This window comes from Pseudomonas sp. NPDC087614, assembly GCF_044743485.1.
Taxonomy (GTDB): domain Bacteria; phylum Pseudomonadota; class Gammaproteobacteria; order Pseudomonadales; family Pseudomonadaceae; genus Aquipseudomonas; species Aquipseudomonas baetica_A.
Genome location: NZ_JBIUWN010000025.1, coordinates 20410 through 41461, shown reverse-complemented (window position 1 = coordinate 41461; position 21052 = coordinate 20410). Strand labels below are relative to the sequence as shown.

The 21052-nt window shown below is 59.0% G+C and carries 21 protein-coding genes, 2 tRNA genes and 1 pseudogene; 17 read left to right on the top strand and 7 right to left on the bottom strand.

Annotation, left to right across the window (positions count from 1 at the left end; genetic code table 11):
- Window positions 1–49: 49 nt before the first annotated feature.
- Window positions 50–1156 (top strand): annotated as a pseudogene (locus tag ACIOWA_RS12195) (HAMP domain-containing protein); the annotation flags it as partial.
- Entirely contained in the window at window positions 1136–2017 is an 882-nt protein-coding gene (locus ACIOWA_RS12190) for a methyl-accepting chemotaxis protein (protein WP_401160011.1), read from the top strand. The pseudogene ACIOWA_RS12195 and the gene ACIOWA_RS12190, both read left to right, overlap by 21 nt.
- Window positions 2018–2158: 141 nt before the next feature.
- Here the strand turns inward: ACIOWA_RS12190 and ACIOWA_RS12185 are convergent, their stop codons facing one another.
- Complete coding sequence (locus ACIOWA_RS12185) at window positions 2159–2917, bottom strand: hypothetical protein (RefSeq protein WP_339430812.1); 759 nt, start codon at window positions 2915–2917, stop codon at window positions 2159–2161.
- 385 nt (window positions 2918–3302) lie between these two features.
- On the opposite strand from ACIOWA_RS12185, the gene ACIOWA_RS12180 reads away from it, so the two are divergent.
- A tRNA-Glu gene (locus ACIOWA_RS12180) sits at window positions 3303–3378 on the top strand.
- A 3-nt stretch (window positions 3379–3381) separates the two neighbouring features.
- Window positions 3382–3457, top strand: a tRNA-Gly gene (locus ACIOWA_RS12175).
- 137 nt (window positions 3458–3594) lie between these two features.
- Here the strand turns inward: ACIOWA_RS12175 and ACIOWA_RS12170 are convergent.
- The 3 genes from ACIOWA_RS12170 to ACIOWA_RS12160 form a co-directional block, all read right to left on the bottom strand.
- The gene (locus ACIOWA_RS12170; protein ID WP_401159992.1) at window positions 3595–4233 is read right to left on the bottom strand and encodes a LysE family translocator; all 639 of its coding nucleotides are present in this window, start codon (window positions 4231–4233) and stop codon (window positions 3595–3597) included.
- A 1-nt stretch (window position 4234) separates the two neighbouring features.
- Window positions 4235–5005 (bottom strand): 2OG-Fe(II) oxygenase, encoded by a 771-nt coding sequence (locus tag ACIOWA_RS12165; protein ID WP_339430810.1) that lies wholly within the window; start codon window positions 5003–5005, stop codon window positions 4235–4237.
- 89 nt (window positions 5006–5094) lie between these two features.
- A complete protein-coding gene (locus ACIOWA_RS12160) occupies window positions 5095–5721 on the bottom strand; it encodes an alanyl-tRNA editing protein (RefSeq protein WP_401159990.1) in 627 nt (208 codons plus the stop codon).
- A 90-nt stretch (window positions 5722–5811) separates the two neighbouring features.
- Here ACIOWA_RS12160 and ACIOWA_RS12155 point away from each other — a divergent pair, with 90 nt between their 5' ends.
- Window positions 5812–6810, top strand: coding sequence for a LysR family transcriptional regulator (locus ACIOWA_RS12155; protein WP_339430808.1), 999 nt, complete (start codon window positions 5812–5814; stop codon window positions 6808–6810).
- A gap of 63 nt (window positions 6811–6873) precedes the next feature.
- Here ACIOWA_RS12155 and ACIOWA_RS12150 read toward each other — a convergent pair whose 3' ends face one another.
- Together ACIOWA_RS12150 and ACIOWA_RS12145 are read right to left on the bottom strand one after the other, a co-directional pair.
- A complete protein-coding gene (locus tag ACIOWA_RS12150; RefSeq protein ID WP_339430807.1) occupies window positions 6874–7281 on the bottom strand; it encodes a PA2817 family protein in 408 nt (135 codons plus the stop codon).
- An 87-nt stretch (window positions 7282–7368) separates the two neighbouring features.
- Window positions 7369–9816: an acyl-CoA dehydrogenase gene (locus tag ACIOWA_RS12145; protein ID WP_401159987.1), complete on the bottom strand. Its 2448-nt coding sequence runs from the start codon at window positions 9814–9816 to the stop codon at window positions 7369–7371.
- 248 nt (window positions 9817–10064) lie between these two features.
- Between ACIOWA_RS12145 and ACIOWA_RS12140 the strand changes: the two genes are divergently transcribed.
- The 4 genes from ACIOWA_RS12140 (at window position 10065) to ACIOWA_RS12125 (ending at window position 13236) form a co-directional block, all read left to right on the top strand.
- Window positions 10065–10724 carry a transglutaminase family protein gene (locus ACIOWA_RS12140; protein ID WP_401159985.1) on the top strand — a complete coding sequence of 220 codons (660 nt, stop codon included), beginning with the start codon at window positions 10065–10067 and terminating at the stop codon, window positions 10722–10724.
- Window positions 10725–10767: 43 nt separating this feature from the next.
- On the top strand, window positions 10768–11391 hold the full coding sequence (locus ACIOWA_RS12135; RefSeq protein ID WP_401159982.1) for a glutathione S-transferase family protein: 624 nt from the start codon (window positions 10768–10770) through the stop codon (window positions 11389–11391).
- 136 nt (window positions 11392–11527) lie between these two features.
- Window positions 11528–12460, top strand: coding sequence for an ABC transporter ATP-binding protein (locus ACIOWA_RS12130; RefSeq protein ID WP_339430803.1), 933 nt, complete (start codon window positions 11528–11530; stop codon window positions 12458–12460).
- Window positions 12457–13236, top strand: a complete 780-nt coding sequence (locus ACIOWA_RS12125; protein ID WP_339430802.1) for an ABC transporter permease — start codon at window positions 12457–12459, stop codon at window positions 13234–13236. The genes ACIOWA_RS12130 and ACIOWA_RS12125 overlap by 4 nt, the downstream gene beginning before the upstream one ends.
- Window positions 13237–13311: 75 nt before the next feature.
- Here ACIOWA_RS12125 and ACIOWA_RS12120 read toward each other — a convergent pair whose 3' ends face one another.
- On the bottom strand, window positions 13312–13830 hold the full coding sequence (locus tag ACIOWA_RS12120; protein ID WP_339430801.1) for a DUF2062 domain-containing protein: 519 nt from the start codon (window positions 13828–13830) through the stop codon (window positions 13312–13314).
- A 136-nt stretch (window positions 13831–13966) separates the two neighbouring features.
- On the opposite strand from ACIOWA_RS12120, the gene ACIOWA_RS12115 reads away from it, so the two are divergent.
- From ACIOWA_RS12115 to murB, 8 genes are all read left to right on the top strand, one after another.
- Window positions 13967–16201: a DNA internalization-related competence protein ComEC/Rec2 gene (locus ACIOWA_RS12115; RefSeq protein ID WP_401159979.1), complete on the top strand. Its 2235-nt coding sequence runs from the start codon at window positions 13967–13969 to the stop codon at window positions 16199–16201.
- A 101-nt stretch (window positions 16202–16302) separates the two neighbouring features.
- The gene (locus tag ACIOWA_RS12110) at window positions 16303–16938 is read left to right on the top strand and encodes a MotA/TolQ/ExbB proton channel family protein (RefSeq protein WP_221733720.1); all 636 of its coding nucleotides are present in this window, start codon (window positions 16303–16305) and stop codon (window positions 16936–16938) included.
- Window positions 16935–17363: a biopolymer transporter ExbD gene (locus ACIOWA_RS12105; protein ID WP_221733712.1), complete on the top strand. Its 429-nt coding sequence runs from the start codon at window positions 16935–16937 to the stop codon at window positions 17361–17363. The genes ACIOWA_RS12110 and ACIOWA_RS12105 overlap by 4 nt, the downstream gene beginning before the upstream one ends.
- Window positions 17363–18373, top strand: a complete 1011-nt coding sequence (gene lpxK / locus ACIOWA_RS12100; RefSeq protein ID WP_401159977.1) for a tetraacyldisaccharide 4'-kinase — start codon at window positions 17363–17365, stop codon at window positions 18371–18373. The genes ACIOWA_RS12105 and lpxK overlap by 1 nt, the downstream gene beginning before the upstream one ends.
- A gap of 22 nt (window positions 18374–18395) precedes the next feature.
- A complete protein-coding gene (locus ACIOWA_RS12095; protein WP_187677807.1) occupies window positions 18396–18581 on the top strand; it encodes a Trm112 family protein in 186 nt (61 codons plus the stop codon).
- Window positions 18578–19342 carry a 3-deoxy-manno-octulosonate cytidylyltransferase gene (gene kdsB, locus ACIOWA_RS12090; protein ID WP_221733710.1) on the top strand — a complete coding sequence of 255 codons (765 nt, stop codon included), beginning with the start codon at window positions 18578–18580 and terminating at the stop codon, window positions 19340–19342. The genes ACIOWA_RS12095 and kdsB overlap by 4 nt, the downstream gene beginning before the upstream one ends.
- Window positions 19342–19806, top strand: a complete 465-nt coding sequence (locus ACIOWA_RS12085; protein WP_339430798.1) for a low molecular weight protein-tyrosine-phosphatase — start codon at window positions 19342–19344, stop codon at window positions 19804–19806. The genes kdsB and ACIOWA_RS12085 overlap by 1 nt, the downstream gene beginning before the upstream one ends.
- Entirely contained in the window at window positions 19803–20822 is a 1020-nt protein-coding gene (gene murB / locus ACIOWA_RS12080) for a UDP-N-acetylmuramate dehydrogenase (RefSeq protein WP_339430797.1), read from the top strand. Before ACIOWA_RS12085 ends, murB begins: the two co-directional genes overlap by 4 nt.
- The last annotated feature ends 230 nt before the right edge of the window (window positions 20823–21052 follow it).

The window sequence follows — 21052 nt, the reverse complement described above, 5'->3', positions numbered from 1 at the left end:
TGGCCATTGCGACTCTTCATCAACAGACTTTGGCAGGGGACTACGCGCAATGATTTCGGCCGTGCAAGCACGTTTTGCCAACCTTGGTATGGCAAAAAAACTGGGTATCGGGTTTGCGTTGGTCTTGCTGCTGACCGCGCTGGTGGCAGCCATTGGTGTCTGGTCTCTGCAAACCATCAGCCAGCGTTTCGACGGGCTCAAACAGATGTCCTCGCTCAATAGCGGCCTGCTCAACGTTCGCTTGCTCGAGCAGGAATACGCCTTGCGCGGTGATCCTAAAACCGCCGATGCCGTGCGTGAGGGCGTGGACGGGCTTATTGCCCGGGCCAATGAGCTCAAGGCGCAATCACCGGTCAACGTGCCAGTGATGACGGATGTCGAGCAGTCGCTGGCGGCCTATCGAAAGGCATTCGATGAGTTCGTTTCGCTGACCCAGGCCAAGGATCTGGCGCTGGAAATGGCCAGTTGGTCGGTTTCCAGTGTGGCCAACAATCTCGACTTGTTGCAGGCCGGGCTGGCGGACGACGGTGCGTATACCTTGAAGGATTCCGAGGGCAAGGATGGCGCGCAATTCATTGAGCAGGCCAGTCAGGTCAGTCAGGTGTCGAAGCTGATGCTGCAAGCGATGAATGAGGCACGGGTTCGACTGGATCAAAGCCGCAAAGGTGATGCCGACAATGCCGACAAAGGCAAAATCGAACAGGCTGCCCAAGCCCAGGCGCAGGCTGATGAGTTGAAGTCCACGGTCAAGGACGAAGGCTATCTGACGGTGCTCAATGAAGTCTTGGGGCACATCGCAGGTTTCAACGAAAAACTGGCTGAGTACACCGGGCTGCTGGCTCAGGAAAAGACTGTTTATGAACAATTGCACGAGCGTGCTGCGCAGGTGGTAGAGCGGGTGAATCAGGCTTATGTCGCGCAAGACAGCGCGATGCAGGCTGAACTTAAGAAGAACGCGCTGCTGATCATTGGCTCATCGGCGCTGGCACTGCTTGTCGGTTTGATCGCTGCGTGGGTGATTACCCGTTTGATCGTCGCGCCGTTGCGCAGCGTGATTCAAGTCGCGCAGCAGATTGCTGCCGGAGATCTGAGTGCAACGGTCGAGGTCACCCGTCGTGATGAAATTGGCCAACTGATGTTGGCGATGCAGCAGATGGGGGCGGGCTTGAGCACGATTGTCAGCGGGTTGCAGGCCGGTATTGAGCAGTTGGCCAGTTCGGCACAATCGCTGTCGGCCGTGACCGAACAGACCAACCTTGAGGTCAGCAGTCAGAAGGAAGAAACCGAGCAGGTGGCCACGGCCATGAATCAGATGACCGCTACTGTTCACGATGTTGCGCGCAACGCGGAAGAGGCGGCGTTGGCGGCGCAGACGGCGGATGACAAGGTCGAAAGTGGTCAGCAGGTCGTGCGCCAGAGTATGGCGCGGATCGAGCAACTGGCTGATTCGGCGACTTCGGCCAGTTCCAGTATCGAAAGCCTCAGCGCTGAAATCCAGAATATCGGTACGGTGCTGGAGGTGATCAAAAGCGTGGCCGAGCAGACCAATCTTTTGGCATTGAATGCGGCAATCGAAGCGGCGCGGGCCGGTGAGCAGGGCAGGGGCTTTGCAGTGGTGGCCGATGAGGTTCGTGCTTTGGCCCGGCGTACGCAGCAATCGACTGAGGAGATCGAGCGCTTGGTCAGTGCTTTGCGCTCGGCGGCGCATTCTTCGGTGCAGCAGATTCAGAGCAGTGGTGAACTGGTGAAGCTGGCCGTCAGTGATGCCTTGCAGACGGAGAGTGCGTTGGGGAGTATTGCGGCGGCGGTTTCGCTGATTCAGCAGATGAATCAGCAGATTGCGGCGGCGGCCGAGGAGCAGAGTTCAGTGGCGGAGGAGATCAATCGCAGTGTGACGAGTATTCGCGCGAGTGCCGATCAGTCGTCGATTGCAATGCGTGGGAATGCAGCCTCGAGTGTTGAACTGGCGCAGTTGGGGGGCGAGTTGCGCGGGATGGTCGGGCATTTTCGGCTTTGATGACTTGACGACCTGACAGGTGTACTCGCTTCAAACTGTGGGCTTGCTCGCGAAGAGGGATGTAACTTCTGTGAGGCTGGGCCCCAACCGCATGACCACAAAAAAGCCACCTCTCGGTGGCTTAACTTTCAACGTCAGCGATCAGTCGTAGATCACTTTCTTCTTCCAGTCCGCATCGGTTTCGGCATCTTTGAGGCCAGCGGTCAGTTGGTTCTCTTCTCCTTCAACTGGCGCAATCTTGTCCATGACTTGGGCATTGGCGCGGGCGAGGAGTTTTTCCAGGTATTGCAACTGTTCGGAATAGATCTGCGGATCCTGTTGTTTGCGCAGGTATTGCACGCCGCGCTCGAAGGCGAGGCGGGCTTGGCCAGGTTGGTTTTGTTGCAAAGCTTGTTGGCCGAGGTTGTTGAAAAACTCAATGTGCAGCAGCACCAGAATGTGGCGGACTTCGCGAACCCAGTGCTTGGCTTCGTTCGGCGGCAGGAAGCCGTCATGGGCGGCACGGGTGATCTGTCCGTGGAGGGCTTCGAGCAGGAAACGCACGTCTTTGGCTTTGGCTTCGGTCAGAATCGGTGCCGGCGGGTTGTTGATCGGGATGGACTCGCCTTGGGCCACCAGTGCGCTCAGTTCAGTGATGCGTGCTTTAGTCGTCGCACTGGTTTTCTCAAGGTTCAACAGACGCTGGCAGACATTGAGTTCCAGGCGGGTCAGCAGCAGCTTGAGTGCAGGCGTCATGAATTGACCTGGAAAGGTCTCGGTCAGTTCGCCGCAGCGACGCAGGCGGTCGTTGAGTTCGACTTTGGTGCGGGCCTTCTCCAGTTTGCTGTTTTCCACCACATGGTTCATATAGCCAATGGCGATCAGAATTGCGATCCCGGCTATGACTAGCAGGGTGATCATGAGTGGTGTCACCGGTAAGACCTCTTTATAGGGTTCACATGCGAGTGTAGTGGCTGGGGCATTTATGCGCCTAGCGCCGCTCGACGAATTGGATCGGCAGGTGCAATCTGTATCGGCCGTTTGTTGCTTATATGAATGCTGGCCCTTGATGTGCAGATTGCCATCACTGTGCGGTGGACTATAACGTCTTGTCGACCGCCGGAATATAGGCGTCAAACGCCGGGCGACGGAAAAGCCCGAATGGCCTCGTAAAGCAGGTCGAAGTCATTGATTTAAATAAATTTATATCAGGGGGTTGACGACCTCTCAATCCATCCATAGAATGCGCGCCACTTGCAGCGTAAAGCACACAGCGAAACGAAGCAGGGAGTGAATGTTGTAGTGTGTCCCCTTCGTCTAGTGGCCTAGGACACCGCCCTTTCACGGCGGTAACAGGGGTTCGAGTCCCCTAGGGGACGCCATTTGCGGGAATAGCTCAGTTGGTAGAGCACGACCTTGCCAAGGTCGGGGTCGCGAGTTCGAGTCTCGTTTCCCGCTCCAATTTCACAAAAACGCCGCTCTATTGAGCGGCGTTTTTGTATGCGTGTGTTTTTACTTTACGGATTGAAGTCATCGAGTCAGTCAAAAAAAGAGGTCCGCCGAAGAGATTCGGCGGGCCTTTTGCGTTTCAGTTCGGATTACCAGGACAGCATCAGTCGGCCGGCAAACAAAATCAGCACGACGCCCATGGTGCGTTCGAACCAATGCCCCATGCGCATGAACAGCAAACGCACTTTGTTGCTGGAGAAGAACAGCGCGACGATGACGAACCACAACGCGTTTACAAAACACATCCACAGACCATAGAACGCCTGGATTTGCAGGGGCGTGCTGGCGCTGATGATCGTGGTGAAGATTGCGAGGAAAAACAGCGTCGCCTTGGGGTTGGTGGCATTGGTCAGAAAACCGGTACTGAACGCCTTGAACAGAGATTGCTCAACCAACGTTTGCTCCGCTGTTTTTTCGCCTTCGAGGGTGGTTTTCGGTTTGCTGCGGATCAGGCTGACACCGAGATACAGAATGTAGGCGCCCCCCACCACTTTGGCCGCGGTCAGCAGCCACGGCGTGGTGTGCATGAGTGCGCCGACACCGAGCAGCGTGTACAGAACGTGCACGGAAATCCCCGCCCCAATGCCCAGCGCCGTGCAAATCCCGACCAAGCGGCCAAAGCGCACACTCTGGCGAATAGTGACCGCAAAGTCGGGGCCGGGAGCGACCACGGCCAGAAAATGGATGGTGGCCAGCGCCAGAAACTCGCCCAGGTAATTCGATAACATTTCAGCTCCAGAAGGTCAGGGGTGAAGCATTGCCGCGATAGCCGACAAAGAAGGACAGGCTCAAGCGCGGATCCGCTACACCCGGAGTCACCGAGTGCATGCAGCGCGAATTGAACATGATGAAATCGCCGGGTTCGGGCCGAACCTCAAGTGTGGGCGGTCCAAGCAGGGTCGGGTCGATGCCGTAACTGTCGCCTCGCATTTCGTCGAACAGTTCGGGCGTTATGTCGTCGTCCCACATCTGCAACGCGCCACCTTCGGTCGGCATGTTCAGGTACACGTTGCAGGCAAACTGTGCTTCCAGGCTGCGCGCTTGAAAGCTCTCCGGTGCGTCCTTGGCGAAAATGTCGTGGTGGGCGAGGAAGCACACGCCGGGTTTTACGACACGCGACAGGCCTACATACATTTTGCGACCGTATAGATTTTCCAGATGCGCACCGGCCGGCCACGACTCGTCGAGCATGCAGCGCAGTGTGTCGACCGGTGAAGAGTAGGGGGCGCAGCGATTACGCAGTTCGGCGATGTTGCTGGTGGCGCGTTCGAAGTAATCCTCGATCAGCAGCGGCTGGTTTTCCGCCTCGTAAAACGCCATACCGATACGGCCGATACTCGGTGCGTTGATGTAGCCCTCAAAGCCTGGGGCGAGAATCTTGTCGCCAATCTGGATTGCCAGCGGTTCGGGCAAAAAGCCTTTGACGCGAATGGCGAGGACTTCTTCGTTGGCCAGTTTTTTTATGCACGTCTCATCGAGACGCTCGACGTCTAGCATCATTTTTTTAGGTCCATCTATCGATAGTCAACGGAACCGGCGAATGCGGTTCCCCGGCGCCGGACATTGCGCGGAGCAATGTCCGAAAATGCTCAGTCCACGCTGTAGTGGACGGACAATGTGCCTTTCTTCTGTGAAAGGGACGCGATCGTGACTGTGCCCAGATCCTTCAGGCTTCGTACATGGGTGCCACCGCAGCCATAGGCTGGCAGTTCACCAAAACCGATTTCCCGCGCGCCTTCGCGCAGCGAGGTCAGGCGTGGCAGATCGTGCTCGATCCACTGATCGATACCGAGTTGAACGGTGTGTGCGTCAACTTCCTGTGCGGCATCACCTGGCTTGAATTGCACGCGGCCTTCATTCGGCCAGTGGTGCGCTTTGACAGGCGTCCACCCCATGGCCTGGACGAAGTGCCCGATCAAATGCCCGGCCGAATGCAGGCGAGTGTTGAAGCAGCGGCGATCTTTGTCGACGCGAATACAGGTCATGCCGAGCGTGACCGGTCGATCAACGAAATGGATGATTCGATCTGCTTCTTGCACTACGCGCAGCACCTGGCTTGCGCCGATCCAGCCGGTATCACAGGGTTGGCCGCCACCTTGCGGATGAAACAGGGTAGCGCGCAGTTCTACCGCGAATTCGTTCTCGTGGGGCGTGCAGTCGAGGACTTCTACATTGGCCTTGAGGTCATCACTATGGAAAAAGAGGCGAAGCGTCATATTCCATGCCCTTATTAAAGTTTCTATTTTTATTATATGAATCGTGCAATAACGTGATAATCCGTTCAAACATCAAAGGACTTGTGCGCTGTGAGCATAAATCTACCGCTGCCGTTACTCGGTGAAATGGCGATTTTCGTCAAGGTCGTGGAAACCGGCAGCTTTTCTGAAGCCGCCCGCCAACTCGGATCGTCGCCTTCAGCGATAAGCCGCAGCATTTCCCGACTGGAAAAAGCGTTGGCCACACGGTTGCTGCAGCGCACCACGCGCAAACTGCGCCTGAGTGATGGGGGCGAAGAGGTGTTCAAGCGCTGTCAGGAAATGGTCAGCGCTGCCAAGTCCGTGATGGAAATCAGCGGCCAGTTCACCCATGAGGCTGAAGGGCTGGTGCGGGTCAGCGTACCGAAAGCGGTGGGGCGTTTCGTGATTCATCCGCATATGCCCGAATTTCTGCGCCGTTATCCCAAGGTCGATGTGGAGTTGTTACTGGAAGACCGGCAGGTCGATCTGATCGACGATCATGTCGATCTGGCGATTCGCATCACCGATCGGCCACCCGCCGGATTGGTCGGGCGTCAATTGTTGACGATTGACCATTTGCTCTGCGCAACTCCGCAATACCTGGCTGAAAACGGCACGCCAAAGCACCCTCACGACTTGCTCGATCACAGCTGTATTTATCTTGGGGAAACCCCAAGCGATGCGCGCTGGAAATTCAAAAAAGGCAGCAACGCCGTGACGGTCGGCGTGCGTGGCCGATATGCCGCCAATCACACTGGCGTGAGGCTGGGAGCGGTGTTGCAGCATATTGGAATTGGCAGCCTGCCGTACTTCACCGCACGGTATGCCCTGGAGCAGAAGTTGATTGTGCAGGTATTGCCAGAGTGGAGCTTCCTGGCTTCTTACCATGGCGGACTCTGGCTGCTGCATTCGCCGACGCGTTATTTGCCGCCGAAGCTGCGGGTGTTCATCGACTACCTGGTGGAGTGCCTGGAGAAGGAGCCGACCTTGAGCAAGCCCGGTAAATCGGGCGGTGCGAGTAATGCTGCGATGGTCTATGAATTGCCTGAGAGTGAAGGGCTGCTCTAACGGCAACTCAAAAAAAAGGCCCGCCTGGACAACCAGGCGGGCCTTTTCATTACCGAAAGAAAATCAGTGCTTGCTGTCCTGAGCGGACATTGCCATCAGTTGCTTTTCCTGATTCCAGTCGAACGGTTCGTCGTTTTGTTCGGCTTCGTAGCGGCGTTCTTCCAGGGCCTGATACAGGTCGATTTCTTCATCGGCCAGGTAGTGCAGGCAGTCGCCACCGAAGAACCACAGCAGATCCCGTGGGATCAGGTGGGCAATTTGCGGATAGCGAGTAATCACTTGAGTCAGGATGTCCTGGCCCAGGTATTGGCTTTCGATCGGATCGATCGGCAGTGACGCCAGCAATTCGTCGAAGCGCTCCAGGAACAGGGCGTGGCTTTCTTCGGGAACCTGATCGGCCTCACCTACGGCGACCAGAATACTGCGCAGGTGGTCGAGCAAAACAAGATGGTCGGCGACGACGTTGGACACGAGATAAGTCCTCAAGAGCAAAACGGGCGCGGGAGTATAAAGCCCCTGCGCCCGTTTTTCACAAATAAACGGCTACACGTTGAAGGATTAGCGGACTTTGCCGTCGGCCAGCACCAACTGCTCTTTGTCGAAATCATCGACATCGATCACCTTGCGCCGTGCCGCTTCGGCTTCGTGCAGGCTCTGCGCTTGCGCTGCCTGGAGAACCCCAGCCTCAAGCGCTGCATCGATCGCGTTTTCGCCGGCGACCGGTTTGACCTGACCGCTTTTCAACGAAGTGTGCAGTTTTTTCTGCAGCGGTTGCACAGCACTCAGCAGGTCGCTGGCGTGTTGCAGTGCGCCGACGGCATCCTCTGCCGATTGCGGGCGATAGCAGCCGGCAAGCAACTCTTCCAGCGCCGGATCGCCTTTGGTTCGACCAATAATGCTCGCCACTTCGGCACCGAGTTTGTCCGATGGGCCTTTGTGGCGCCGGCCGAACGGAAACACGATGACCCGCAAAATGCAGCCAAATATCTTGTTCGGGAAATTGCTCAGCAGCTCATCGAGAGCACGCTCCGACTGGAAAAGGCTTTCTTCCATGGCCCAGCGCAACAGCGGTTCCATATACCCTGGCGAATCCAGATCGTGAAAACGCTTGAGCGCAGCGGACCCCAGATACAGGTTGCTCAGCACATCGCCAAGACGTGCCGAGAGACGCTCGCGGCGTTTCAGTTCGCCCCCCAGCAGCATCATGCTGAAGTCGGCGAGCATGGCAAAGGCTGCCGCCTGACGATTGAGCGCGCGGAAGTAACCCTGACTGATCTTGTCGCCCGGCGCAGGTTCGAAGTGGCCCAAACCCAGGTTCAACACCAGGGTGCTGGCGGCATTGCTCACGGCGAAACCGATATGCTTGAGCAGCAGGCCGTCGAATTCTTTCAATGCCTGATCCTTGTCCTCGCGGCCGGCGAGGGCCATTTCCTTGAGCACGAACGGATGGCAACGAATCGCACCCTGACCGAAGATCATCAGGTTACGCGAGAGAATGTTCGCGCCTTCCACGGTGATGAAGATCGGCGCGCCGTTCCAGCTACGTCCGAGGTAGTTGTTCGGGCCCATGATGATCGCCTTGCCGCCGTGTACGTCCATGGCGTGGCTGATGCATTCACGGCCGCGTTCGGTCAGGTGGTACTTGAGGATCGCCGACAGGACTGACGGTTTTTCGCCCAGATCGACCGCGTTGGCGGTCAGCATTCGCGCAGCGTCCATCATCCACGCGTTACCGCCGATGCGCGCCATGGCTTCCTGTATGCCTTCGAAGGCCGACAGGGGCACATTGAACTGTTCACGAATCTGCGCGTATTGCCCGGTCACCAGGCTGGTGAACTTGGCTGCACCGGTACCGACTGCCGGCAGCGAGATCGAACGGCCGACCGACAGGCAGTTCATCAGCATCATCCAGCCTTTGCCGAGCATCTCCTGGCCGCCGATCAGGAAGTCCAGCGGGATGAACACGTCTTTGCCCGAGTTCGGGCCGTTCATGAACGCAGCGCCCAGTGGCAGGTGACGGCGACCAATCTCCACGCCTGCGGTATCGGTTGGAATCAGCGCAAGGCTGATACCCAGGTCTTCCTTGTCGCCCAGCAGGTGATCCGGGTCATACGCTTTGAACGCGAGGCCGAGCAACGTGGCGACCGGACCCAGTGTGATGTAGCGCTTTTCCCAGTTAAGGCGCAGGCCGAGGACTTCCTGACCCTCCCATTGGCCTTTGCAGATGATCCCGGTGTCCGGCATCGCGCCTGCGTCGGAACCGGCGAGCGGGCCGGTGAGGGCGAAGCACGGGATGTCGTCGCCACGGGCCAGCCGTGGCAGGTAGTGATTGCGTTGTTCGTCGGTGCCGTAATGCAGCAGCAGTTCTGCCGGGCCGAGGGAGTTGGGCACCATCACGGTGGAGGCGAGATCGCCGCTGCGGGTCGCAAGTTTCATCGCTACTTGCGAGTGGGCATAGGCGGAAAAGCCCTTGCCGCCGAATTCCTTGGGAATGATCAGGGCGAAAAAGCCGTGTTCCTTGATATGCGCCCAGGCTTCGGGCGGCAGATCCATCGACTGGCCGATTTGCCAGTCAGTGACCATCGCGCAGAGCTCTTCGGTCGGACCATCGATAAAGGCCTGTTCTTCTTCGCTCAGTTGCGCCTTGGGATAGGACAGCAGTTTTTCCCAGTCCGGACGACCGCTGAACAGCTCGCCATCCCACCAGACGGTGCCGGCATCGATCGCGTCGCGTTCGGTCTGCGACATCGGCGGCAGGGTTTTCTGGAACCAGTTGAACAGCGGCGCACTGAAATATTGGCGGCGCAGGTCAGGCAGCACCAATGGCGCGGCCACCATCGCCAGTACGATCCAGAGCACCAGCAACAGCCAGCCCGGTGCGTGGCTGAAAATCCCCATCGCCAGCAGGTAGACGGCAACGATGCCCAATGCGGGCAGCGGGGAAATTCGCCGGTGGGCGAGATACGCCACGCCAACGACCAAAACCAGTATCCACAACAACAGCATATTCAGTCCTCCGTGAACCAAGGAAAATCGACCCTTCAGAGCTTAGACGGCATCTGTAAAACCGGGTGGTCAGACCATGGTGATTGAAATCGTGGGAAACCTCTGACGGTTTTCGTAGGTTCGGTGGGCAACACGCGTGGGAAATCGTTCGTTCATTGCGCAACTTTGCGTGCATGTTTGGCCGAAACGTCGTTATCTCTGTGCTTGAGCGGTCGCTAGACTCGGGGCTCACCCAGGAGATTGCCGTCATGCACGAGTATCTGAGTCCCGGCCGCTTCATCGATAGTGACCACCCGGCGGTGGTGGAGTTCGCCGAACAGCACCGTGGCGCCAGCGGTGATCCGCTCAAGCAGGCGATCAATCTCTACTACGCCGTGCGCGAGGCGGTGCGCTACAACCCTTACACCTTCAGTCGGGATCCGCAGACGTTGCGCGGCAGTTACGCTTTGGCAACGGGAGAGAGCTATTGCGTGCCGAAAGCCACGCTGCTGGCCGCTTGCGCGCGACATTGCGCGATTGCGGCACGCATCGGTCTGGCGGATGTGCGCAATCATCTGTCGACCCCGCGTTTGCTTGAACTGCTCAAGAGCGATGTGTTCGCCATGCACGGTTACACCGAGCTGTTTCTTGGTGATCGCTGGGTCAAGGCGACGCCTGCGTTTAACCAGAAACTCTGCGAACTGTTCAACGTCGTGCCACTGGATTTTGACGGTATCAACGACAGTGTTTTCCACCCGTACAACCGGGACGGTGCGCAGTTGATGGAGTACCTGATCGATCACGGCCAGTTCGCCGATGTGCCGCAAACCTTCTTCTTTGAGCATCTGGAAAAATGTTATCCGCACCTGTTCGGCGATCAACAGCCGCCACTATTGGGCGACATGCAGAGTAATGTCAGCCGCCTCTGATCCGGCGTATGCTGCCTGCCCACGCATTTGCAAAGAGGCGGTCATGCTGAAGATCTGGGGACGGAAAAACTCATCGAATGTCAGGAAGCCATTGTGGGCCGCCGAAGAACTCGGCCTGGCTTACGAGGCGATCGATGCGGGTGGCGCGTTCGGTGTGGTCGACACGCCGCAGTACCGGGCGATGAATCCGAATGGCCGGGTGCCGGTGATCGAAGACGACGGTTTTGTGCTGTGGGAGTCCAACGCCATCGTCCGCTATCTGCTGGCCAAACATGCGCCTGACAGTGCCTGGTACCCGGCAGACCCACAAGCCCGGGCTATCGCTGACAAGTGGATGGACTGGACCACTTCGAGTTTTGCCGGTCCCTTCCGCACCGTGTTCTGGGGCGTTTTGCGGACACCGGCCGACCAGCAGGATTGGGCGGCTATCGACGCGGCGATCACGCAATGTAACGAGCTTTTGAGCATGGCCGACGCTGCTTTGGCCTGCCAGCCTTACCTCGGCGGAACAGAAATCGGCATGGGCGATATTCCGCTCGGCAGTTTCATTTATGCCTGGTTCGAGATGCCCATCAAGCGGGCTCCGCAACCGCATCTGCAAGCTTGGTACGAGCGGCTCAAACAGCGTCCGGCCTACAAAAAAGCCGTCATGACCGCGTTGACTTGATAATTACTATCGACACACTTGACTGTACTTGTGCGGCGGGGGCAAGCACCATTGCGCTCTTGCGCTGCGGTTGTATCCCTCGCCGCTTGCCCTTATTTCTCTCTTTCCTCCCTTCACCATGGTGCGTAAATCAGATATGAGTTCCGCTCTGTCCATCCGGCAGCTAACCAAAACCTACGGCAACGGGTTCCAGGCCTTGAGTGGTATCGATCTGGACGTCGCCGAAGGTGATTTTTTCGCCTTGCTCGGCCCCAACGGCGCCGGCAAATCCACGACCATCGGCATTCTTTCCACCTTGGTGAACAAGACCAGCGGCACGGTGAATATCTTTGGCAATGACCTGGACAAGAGCCCGGCCGCGCTTAAGCGCTCGATCGGCGTAGTGCCCCAGGAATTCAACTTCAACCAGTTCGAAAAGACGTTCGACATCGTCGTGACCCAGGCCGGTTACTACGGCATTGCGGCGAAAATCGCCAAGGAACGTGCCGAGCAGTACCTGACCCAGCTCGGCCTGTGGGACAAGCGCGATGTGCCTTCGCGTTCGCTGTCGGGCGGCATGAAGCGCCGCTTGATGATTGCTCGGGCGCTGGTGCATGAGCCGCGCCTGTTGATCCTCGACGAACCGACGGCCGGCGTCGACATTGAACTGCGTCGTTCGATGTGGACGTTCCTCACCGAACTGAACCAGAAAGGCATCACCATCATCCTCACCACGCATTATCTGGAAGAGGCTGAGCAGTTGTGCCGCAACATCGGCATCATCGACCACGGCACGATTGTCGAGAACACCAGCATGCGTCAGTTGCTCGGCCAACTGCATGTGGAAACCTTCCTGCTCGACCTCAAGGGCAATTTGAGCGTCGCGCCGCAACTGGTCGGCTATCCGTCCCGTTTGGTGGATGCACACACGCTGGAGGTGCAGGTCGACAAATCCATGGGCATCACCGCGTTGTTCGGCCAACTGGCTCTGCAGAACATCGAAGTGTTGAGCCTGCGCAACAAAACCAATCGCCTTGAGGAGCTGTTCGTGTCCCTGGTGGAGAAAAATCTGTCGAAGGTGGCGGTATGAGTTCCGAATTCCGTCCCAACCTCGTCGCGCTCCAAACCATTGTTTACCGCGAGGTCAAACGCTTCACCCGGATCTGGCCGCAAACCCTGCTGCCGCCGGCGATCACCATGGTTCTGTACTTCGTGATCTTCGGTAACCTGATCGGTCGGCAGATCGGCGACATGGGTGGCTTCACTTATATGGAGTACATCGTGCCGGGGCTGATCATGATGTCGGTGATCACCAACTCCTACGGCAACGTGGTGTCGAGCTTCTTCGGTAGCAAGTTCCAGCGTTCCATCGAAGAGTTGATGGTCTCGCCGGTCTCGCCGCACACAATCCTGATCGGCTATACCTGTGGTGGCGTGCTGCGCGGGTTGATGGTGGGTGTGATCGTCACCCTCCTGTCGCTGTTCTTTACCCACTTGCAGGTGCATCACCTGGGCGTGACCCTTCTGGTGGTGGTGCTGACGGCGACGATTTTCTCGTTACTGGGCTTTATCAACGCCGTGTTTGCGCGCAATTTCGATGATATTTCGATCATCCCGACCTTCGTGCTGACACCGCTGACGTATCTGGGCGGCGTGTTCTACTCGATCACTTTGCTGCCGCCGTTCTGGCAGACGGTGTCGCTGGCCAATCCGGTGCTGCACATGGTCAACGCCTTCCGCTACGGCATCCTCGGTGTTTCGGATATCCGCATCGGTATTGCGATCACCTTCATGCTGGTGGCGACGGTGGTGTTGTATTTCGGTTGCGCGCGTTTACTGGTGAGCGGGCGCGGGATGCGGACCTGACGCTATGCCCAGTTGCATGCCTGGCTAGTCCGGGCACCACAAAAAACGGCCTCCATTGCGCAGGCCGTTTTGCATTCAAGGCGTTCGGTTTTTCTTGCGCCGCGCCCATTGCCGTGCGACCCACCAGCGCCAATACATCATGACCACGAAGTAGGCGAGGGCGCCCAGCACCAACCCGGACAGCACCGAACCGAGCAAAAACGGTTGCCACAACGTCGACAGCTCACCGCTTATCCATTCCCAGGTCAGTTGATCGGGCAAATGCCGTATCGGCACGTCCATCAGCCACGCACCCACCTTATAAGTGCAAAAAAACACCGCTGGCATGGTGATCGGATTGGTCAGCCAGACCAGGCTCACAGCAATTGGCAGGTTGCCGCGCACCTTGATTGCCAGCGCTGCGGCCACCAGCATCTGCAACGGGATCGGTAGGAATGCGGTAAACAGACCCACTGCCATTGCTCGAGCGACCGAGTGGCGATTGAGGTGCCAGAGGTTCGGGTCATGCAGCAACTTGCCGAGAAATCGTAAGGATTTGTGTTCCCTGATCCTCGTTGGGTCGGGCATGTAGCGTTTGAATAAGCGCCGGGGCATAAGGCTTCTCGGTCGATTAAGGCGGCAAGTATGTCTGGATTCTACGAACCGCCCATTCAGACTTTGTGACAATTGTTGACGACGGTCGTGCCCAAGACCCGCTATGCCTAAGTGCGCGACTCTCAAGGACGGGCTTATGCGCACAGGGATGATGGCGTTGGCAGTCGGTCTGCTGGCCCCGATAGTTTTGCCGGCTTTGCCGCCGGTCGGGTTGGCCGTGTTGCTGGCGGTGGTGGGGTTGATGTTGCTGCCGTTTCGCAGCTATCCATTGGCATTTTTATTGTTTGGTTTCACTTGGGCCTGCGTCGGCGCGCAATGGGCGCTGGATGAGCGACTTTCAACCCGTCTGGACGGCGAAACTCGCTGGCTTGAGGGGCGGGTGGTTGGTCTGCCGCACAATGGCGACGGTGTGGTGCGTTTCGAATTGGCTGATACGCGCTCGCGTCACGAGAAACTGCCGTCACTGATGCGTCTGGCCTGGTACGCCGGGCCACCAGTCAACAGTGGCGAGCGCTGGCGCCTGGCGGTCAAGCTCAAACGCCCGGCCGGTTTGCTCAATCCGGATGCCTTCGATTACGAAGCCTGGCTGCTGGCGCAACGCATCGGTGCGACCGGTACGATCAAGGATGGCCGGCGTTTGGCCGAGGCGCGGTGGGCGTGGCGCGACAGCATTCGTCAGCGCTTGCTCGCGGTGGACGCTCAGGGTCGGGCCGGTGCATTGGCCGCGCTGGTGCTGGGCGATGGCTCTGGGCTCAGCCGCGACGATTGGCAGATTCTGCAGGACACCGGCACCGTCCATTTACTGGTGATTTCCGGCCAGCACATCGCAATGCTGGCGGCGGTGATGTACCTGGTGGTTGCCGGGTTGGCCCGTTATGGGCTGTGGCCGCTGCGTTGGCCGTGGCTGCCATGGGCCTGTGCGCTGGCGTTCGCCGCGGCGCTTGGTTACGGGTTGCTCGCCGGATTCGACGTGCCGGTGCGCCGGGCCTGCGTGATGGTCGGGCTGGTGCTGTTGTGGCGTTTGCGCTTTCGCCATCTCGGCGCGTGGTGGCCGCTGTTGCTGGCGTTCAACGCCGTGCTGTTGCTTGATCCGCTGGCCGGTTTGCGCCCCGGCTTCTGGTTGTCCTTCGCGGCGGTGGCGGTGCTGATCCTTACCTTTGGCGGTCGTCTCGGAGGCTGGCGTTGGTGGCAAACCTGGACGCGGGCGCAGTGGCTGATTGCAATCGGTTTGTGTCCAGTGCTGATGGTGCTGAGCTTGCCGATCAGCCTGAGTGGGCCGTTGGCGAATTTGCTGGCGGTGCCTTGGATCAGTCTGGTGGTGTTGCCGCCGGCATTGCTCGGCACTTTATTGTTACCCGTGCCGTATGTCGGCGAAGGCCTGTTATGGGCGGCCGGCGGTTTGATCGGCGGGTTGTTTCGAGCCTTGGCGTTGGTTGCCGGGCAATGGCCTGCGTGGATTGCACCGTCGATTCCCGCGTGGGCGTTAGCCATGGGCAGTCTAGGCGCCTTGCTGTTACTGCTGCCGCGCGGTGTACCGATGCGTCCTCTGGGCTGGCCGTTACTGCTGGTTCTGGTCGTGCCGCCACGCGAGCGATTGGACGAAGGCTTGGCCGACATCTGGCAGCTCGACGTCGGCCAAGGGCTGGCGATTCTGGTCCGCACCCGGCATCACACCTTGCTCTACGACGCCGGGCCGCGTTTCGGTGATTTGGACCTCGGCGAACGCGTTGTGCTGCCCGCCTTGCGCAAATGGAGGGTCGAGAAGCTCGACTTGATGCTGCTCAGCCACGCCGATGCCGATCATGCCGGTGGTGCTCTGGCAGTGGTGCGCAACTTGAAGGTGGATCGAGTCATCAGCGGCGATCCGCCGGGGCTGCCAGCCGAACTGAACGCCGAAGCTTGTGAAAGTGGCCGCCGATGGCAGTGGGATGGCGTCGGTTTTCACCTGTGGCAATGGGCGGATGCCCGCGACAGCAACCAGCGCTCCTGCGTATTACAGATCGAGGCCAGCGGCGAGCGCCTGCTGCTGACCGGCGATATCGACACCCATGCCGAACGTGTCCTGCTCGACAGCCCGCTGGCAGTCCCGACGCAATGGTTGCAAGCGCCGCACCACGGCAGCCGCAGTTCTTCATCGATGGCCTTGCTGAAAGTGTTGAAGCCCGGCGCCGTGCTGATTTCCCGAGGCCGCGGGAATTCGTTTGGCCACCCCCACCCGACGGTGCTGGCACGCTATCGCAAACAGGGGCTGCGCATTTATGACAGTGCTGAACAGGGCGCCATTCATCTGCAATTGGGCCGCTTCAGGCCTCCCTGGACAATGCGCCAACAGCGGCGTTTCTGGCGTGATCCACCGTCATTGACCCATTGATCGGGGCGTGGACGAAGGCGACGTCACGGTCGTCGGGGCGGCGGGTCTTAATCATGAACCGGTATGGTAAAGTGGCGCACTTTTTCGAGGGGACTGTCACTGTGTGGGAATTGGTCAAATCCGGCGGCTGGATGATGTTGCCGATCATTCTGAGTTCCATCGCGGCCATGGCGATTGTCGCCGAGCGCCTGTGGACCCTGCGCGCCAGTCGCGTCACTCCCGAGCATCTGCTGGGTCAGGTCTGGGTCTGGATCAAGGACAAGCAGCTCAATAAAGAAAAACTCAAGGAATTGCGCGCCAATTCGCCGCTGGGGGAAATCCTCGCCGCAGGCCTTGCCAACTCCAAACATGGTCGCGAGATCATGAAAGAGTGCATCGAAGAGGCCGCTGCCCGGGTCATTCACGAGCTTGAACGCTACATAAATGCACTGGGCACCATCGCCGCCATGGCGCCCTTGTTGGGCCTGCTCGGCACCGTACTGGGTATGATCGATATTTTCAGCGCGTTCACCGGTTCCGGCATGGGCACCAACGCCTCGGTGTTGGCTGGCGGTATTTCCAAAGCGCTGATCACCACCGCAGCGGGCCTGATGGTTGGTATTCCGGCGGTTTTCTTCCACCGTTTCCTGCAGCGCCGCATCGATGAACTGGTGGTGGGCATGGAGCAGGAGGCGATCAAACTGGTTGAAGTGGTGCAGGGCGACCGTGACGTCGATCTGGCTGAGGGCAAAGCGTGAAATTCCGTCGCAAACCCCGGGAAACCGTGGACATCAACCTCGCGTCGCTGATTGACGTGGTGTTTATCCTGCTGCTGTTTTTCGTCGTGACCACCACCTTTACCCGTGAAACCCAGTTGCGCGTCGATTTGCCGGAAGCGGTCAGCGGTTCGCCCGCCGAAGATCAGCAGGTCAAACAGATCGACGTCGCCATCAGCGCCGAGGGCGTGTTTTCGGTGAACAACAAGATTCTGCCGAAAAACGATCTGGCCACCCTGATGGAAGCCATGCAGAAAGAATCCAACGGCGACACCAGCCTGCCGTTGTCGATCAGTGCCGATGGCAAAACTCAACACCAATCGGTGATCACTGCCATGGACGCGGCCGGCAAGCTCGGTTTCAGCCATCTGCGCATGACCACGGTCGAGGCGGCGCCCAAATCCTGATGAGCCTGTCTGATCGCTTGCTCGCCGCGTGGTATCAGGGGCACCCGGCCCTGACGCTGCTGCGGCCGCTGGAAATGTTGTACCGCCGCGTGGTGGTCAACAAACGCCAGCGTTTTCTTGATGGCGAAGGTGAAATCTACCAGCCGCCAGTGCCGCTGATCGTGGTCGGCAACATCACCGTCGGTGGCACCGGCAAGACACCGATGATTCTCTGGCTGATCGAACACTGCCGGCGCAGCGGTTTGCGTGTGGGCGTGGTCAGCCGTGGCTACGGCGCCAAGCCTGCGCAACTGCCATGGCGAGTCGAGTCTGATCAAAGCGCCGATATCGCGGGCGATGAACCGCTGCTGATCGTTCAGCGCACCGGCGTGGCGCTGATGATCGACCCCGATCGCAGCGCCGCCGTCAAAGCCTTGCTCGAAAGCGAACCGCTGGATCTGATTCTGTCCGACGACGGCATGCAGCATTACCGTTTGGCCAGGGATCTGGAGTTGGTGCTGATCGATGCCGCCCGAGGCCTGGGCAATAAGCGCTGCCTGCCTGCCGGGCCATTGCGCGAGCCGATTGAGCGTCTGCAAAGCGTCGATGGTGTGCTGTTCAACGGTGCGCTCGATGATCGCGACGACGGTTTCGCCTTCCGTCTGCAACCCACCGCACTGGTCAATCTGCGCAGCGGCAAACGTATGCCGCTCGATCATTTTCCGGCCGGTCAGGCTGTGCATGCGGTCGCCGGGATCGGCAATCCGCAACGTTTCTTCAATACCCTCGAAGCGCTAGACTGGCCAGCAGTCCCCCATGCGTTTGCCGACCACGCCGAATACAGCGTGCAGGCCTTGAATTTCACACCGTCATTGCCATTGGTGATGACCGAAAAGGACGCGGTGAAGTGCCGTGCCTTCGCTGCTGCCGACTGGTGGTACCTGGCGGTCGATGCGGTGCCGTCGCCGGCTTTTGTGGCCTGGTTCGACACACAACTGATGCGCCTGTTGCCGGATCGTCTTTTGCCTTAACTCTTTTATCCAGGGAATGTTCATGGACACCAAATTGCTCGACATCCTCGCGTGCCCTATCTGCAAAGGCCCGCTCAAGCTCAGCGCCGACAAAACCGAACTGATCAGCAAGGGTGCAGGTCTTGCCTATCCCATCCGTGATGGCATCCCGGTGATGCTCGAAACCGAAGCCCGCACCTTGACCACCGACGAGCGTCTGGATAAATGACCACAGCCTTCACCGTTGTCATCCCGTCGCGATACGCCTCCACTCGGTTGCCGGGCAAACCGTTGCTGTTGATTGCCGGCAAACCGATGATCCAGCACGTCTGGGAGCAGGCGAGCAAAAGCAGCGCCACCCGCGTGGTGGTCGCAACGGACGATGCGCGCATCGTTGAGGCGTGCAAGGGGTTTGGCGCCGAAGTGGTTTTGACCCGTGAAGATCACAACTCCGGCACCGATCGTCTGGCTGAGGTCGCGGCGAAACTGGGACTTGAACCCGACGCGATCGTGGTCAACGTGCAAGGCGATGAGCCGCTGATCCCACCGAGCGTGATCGATCAGGTCGCCGCCAATCTTGCAGCCCACACCGAAGCGCGGATGGCCACGTTGGCCGAGCCGATCGAGGACGTGGAAACCCTGTTCAACCCGAACGTAGTCAAGGTTGTCAGCGACCTCAACGGCCTGGCGCTGACGTTCAGCCGTGCCACGTTGCCGTGGGCCCGCGATGCCTTCGCCAAGAGCCGCGAGCAACTGCCCGAAGGCGTGCCGTACCGTCGCCACATCGGCATTTATGCCTACCGTGCCGGTTTCTTGCAGGACTTCGTGAGTTGGGGCCCGTGCTGGCTGGAGAACACCGAATCCCTCGAGCAACTGCGTGCCTTGTGGCATGGCGTGCGTATTCATGTGGCTGACGCTCTGATCGCGCCGCCGACCGGTGTCGATACCGCCGAAGACCTCGAGCGCGTCCGTCGCCTGCTGGAGGCCTGATGCGCGTTCTGTTTGTGTGCCTGGGCAACATTTGCCGGTCACCCACTGCCGAAGGCGTGCTGCGCCGCAAACTGCGTGAGGCCGGGTTGGCGGATCAGGTTGAAGTGGCTTCTGCCGGTACTGGTGACTGGCACGTCGGCAACCCGCCGGACAAGCGCAGCCAGGCCGCGGCCAAAGTGCGCGGCTATGACCTGTCGGCGCAACGCGCGCAACAGGTCAGCCGTGCCGATTTCGCCCGTTACGACCTGATCCTGGCCATGGACAACAGCAACCTGCGCAACCTCAAGGCCTTGCAGCCGTCCACCGGCAAGGCCGAACTGGATCTGTTCCTGCGTCGTTATGCCGGTGTGGTCGATGACGTGCCAGATCCGTACTACGACGGCGATCAGGGCTTCGAGCAGGTGCTGGATCTGATCGAGACGGCGTGTGACCAACTGTTGATCGAAGTGAAGGGCCGGTTATGAGTTTGCAGGTGCAACCCGGGGTTTCCCTGAAACCGTTCAACAGTTTTGGCGTTGATGTGCAGGCGCAACTGTATGCCGAAGCCCACAGCGACGCCGAGGTGCGTGAGGCGCTGAGCTATGCTGCTGCTCACCAGGTGCCGTTGCTGGTGATCGGTGGCGGCAGTAACTTGCTGCTGACCGCTGACATTGCGGCGCTGGTGCTGCGCATGGCCACACGCGGTATCCGCGTGATCAGTGATGACGGCAACCGTGTGGTGATTGAAGCCGAAGCGGGCGAACCGTGGCATGCGTTTGTGCAACACACCTTGGCACAGGGTTTCTCCGGACTGGAAAACCTCAGCCTGATCCCCGGCACCGTTGGTGCAGCGCCGATGCAAAACATCGGTGCCTACGGTGTCGAGATCAAGGATGTATTTGCCGGGCTCACCGCGCTGGATCGTCAGAGCGGCGAGCTGCGCGATTTCACCCTGGAAGAATGCAACTTCGCCTACCGCGACAGCCTGTTCAAACAGGAGCCGGGGCGTTGGCTGATTCTGCGGGTGCGCTTCAGACTCGATCGCGTAGCTCATCTGCACCTGGAGTACGGCCCAGTGCGTCAGCGCTTGACCGAACAGGGCATCGAACAGCCGACGCCCACCGACGTCAGCCGCGCCATTTGCAGCATACGCAGCGAAAAACTGCCGGACCCGGCAGTGCTCGGCAATGCCGGTAGCTTCTTCAAAAACCCGCTGGTGTCGGCGGCGCGGGTGGCGCAGATCAAGGAGCAGCACCCGGATCTGGTGGCGTACGCGCAGCCAGACGGGCAGATGAAGCTGGCGGCCGGTTGGCTGATCGAGCGCGCAGGCTGGAAAGGTTTTCGTGAGGGCGATGCCGGTGTGCATAAATTGCAGGCGCTGGTGCTGGTCAACTACGGGACGGCGACAGGCCTGCAATTGCTCGATCTGGCGCAACGTATCCAGAACGATATTGCCGAGCGTTTCAATGTCGAGCTTGAAATGGAGCCCAATCGTTATTGAGGCTACGCTTGCAGAACACCATCCCAAGCCCTGCACCGATTAAAAAGTGCAGGGCTTTTTTGTTAACGCTGGGTTAACTTAGTGAGCTAACGATACCAGCCATTTGCTCCATCAAAGGCCCGGTGCAGGCGTTCCCGTCGGCACAAGAGAGCCGCATTAGCCTGAGTCGATCTGCGTGAACCCTCCGTTGCTTTTTCGGCAGCAGATTGCTCGACCCCATAACCTCCATG

Coding starts and splice junctions, on each gene's coding strand:
- ACIOWA_RS12130 (WP_339430803.1), top strand. CDS start 11,528: ATGAGTTCCGCTCTGTCCATCCGGCAGCTAACCAAAACCTACGGCAAC.
- lpxK (WP_401159977.1), top strand. CDS start 17,363: ATGAGCCTGTCTGATCGCTTGCTCGCCGCGTGGTATCAGGGGCACCCG.
- ACIOWA_RS12145 (WP_401159987.1), bottom strand. CDS start 9,816: ATGCTGTTGTTGTGGATACTGGTTTTGGTCGTTGGCGTGGCGTATCTC.
- ACIOWA_RS12115 (WP_401159979.1), top strand. CDS start 13,967: ATGCGCACAGGGATGATGGCGTTGGCAGTCGGTCTGCTGGCCCCGATA.
- ACIOWA_RS12190 (WP_401160011.1), top strand. CDS start 1,136: ATGTTGGCGATGCAGCAGATGGGGGCGGGCTTGAGCACGATTGTCAGC.
- ACIOWA_RS12165 (WP_339430810.1), bottom strand. CDS start 5,005: ATGATGCTAGACGTCGAGCGTCTCGATGAGACGTGCATAAAAAAACTG.
- kdsB (WP_221733710.1), top strand. CDS start 18,578: ATGACCACAGCCTTCACCGTTGTCATCCCGTCGCGATACGCCTCCACT.
- ACIOWA_RS12085 (WP_339430798.1), top strand. CDS start 19,342: ATGCGCGTTCTGTTTGTGTGCCTGGGCAACATTTGCCGGTCACCCACT.
- ACIOWA_RS12095 (WP_187677807.1), top strand. CDS start 18,396: ATGGACACCAAATTGCTCGACATCCTCGCGTGCCCTATCTGCAAAGGC.
- ACIOWA_RS12160 (WP_401159990.1), bottom strand. CDS start 5,721: ATGACGCTTCGCCTCTTTTTCCATAGTGATGACCTCAAGGCCAATGTA.
- murB (WP_339430797.1), top strand. CDS start 19,803: ATGAGTTTGCAGGTGCAACCCGGGGTTTCCCTGAAACCGTTCAACAGT.
- ACIOWA_RS12120 (WP_339430801.1), bottom strand. CDS start 13,830: ATGCCCCGGCGCTTATTCAAACGCTACATGCCCGACCCAACGAGGATC.
- ACIOWA_RS12185 (WP_339430812.1), bottom strand. CDS start 2,917: ATGATCACCCTGCTAGTCATAGCCGGGATCGCAATTCTGATCGCCATT.
- ACIOWA_RS12125 (WP_339430802.1), top strand. CDS start 12,457: ATGAGTTCCGAATTCCGTCCCAACCTCGTCGCGCTCCAAACCATTGTT.
- ACIOWA_RS12140 (WP_401159985.1), top strand. CDS start 10,065: ATGCACGAGTATCTGAGTCCCGGCCGCTTCATCGATAGTGACCACCCG.
- ACIOWA_RS12135 (WP_401159982.1), top strand. CDS start 10,768: ATGCTGAAGATCTGGGGACGGAAAAACTCATCGAATGTCAGGAAGCCA.
- ACIOWA_RS12170 (WP_401159992.1), bottom strand. CDS start 4,233: ATGTTATCGAATTACCTGGGCGAGTTTCTGGCGCTGGCCACCATCCAT.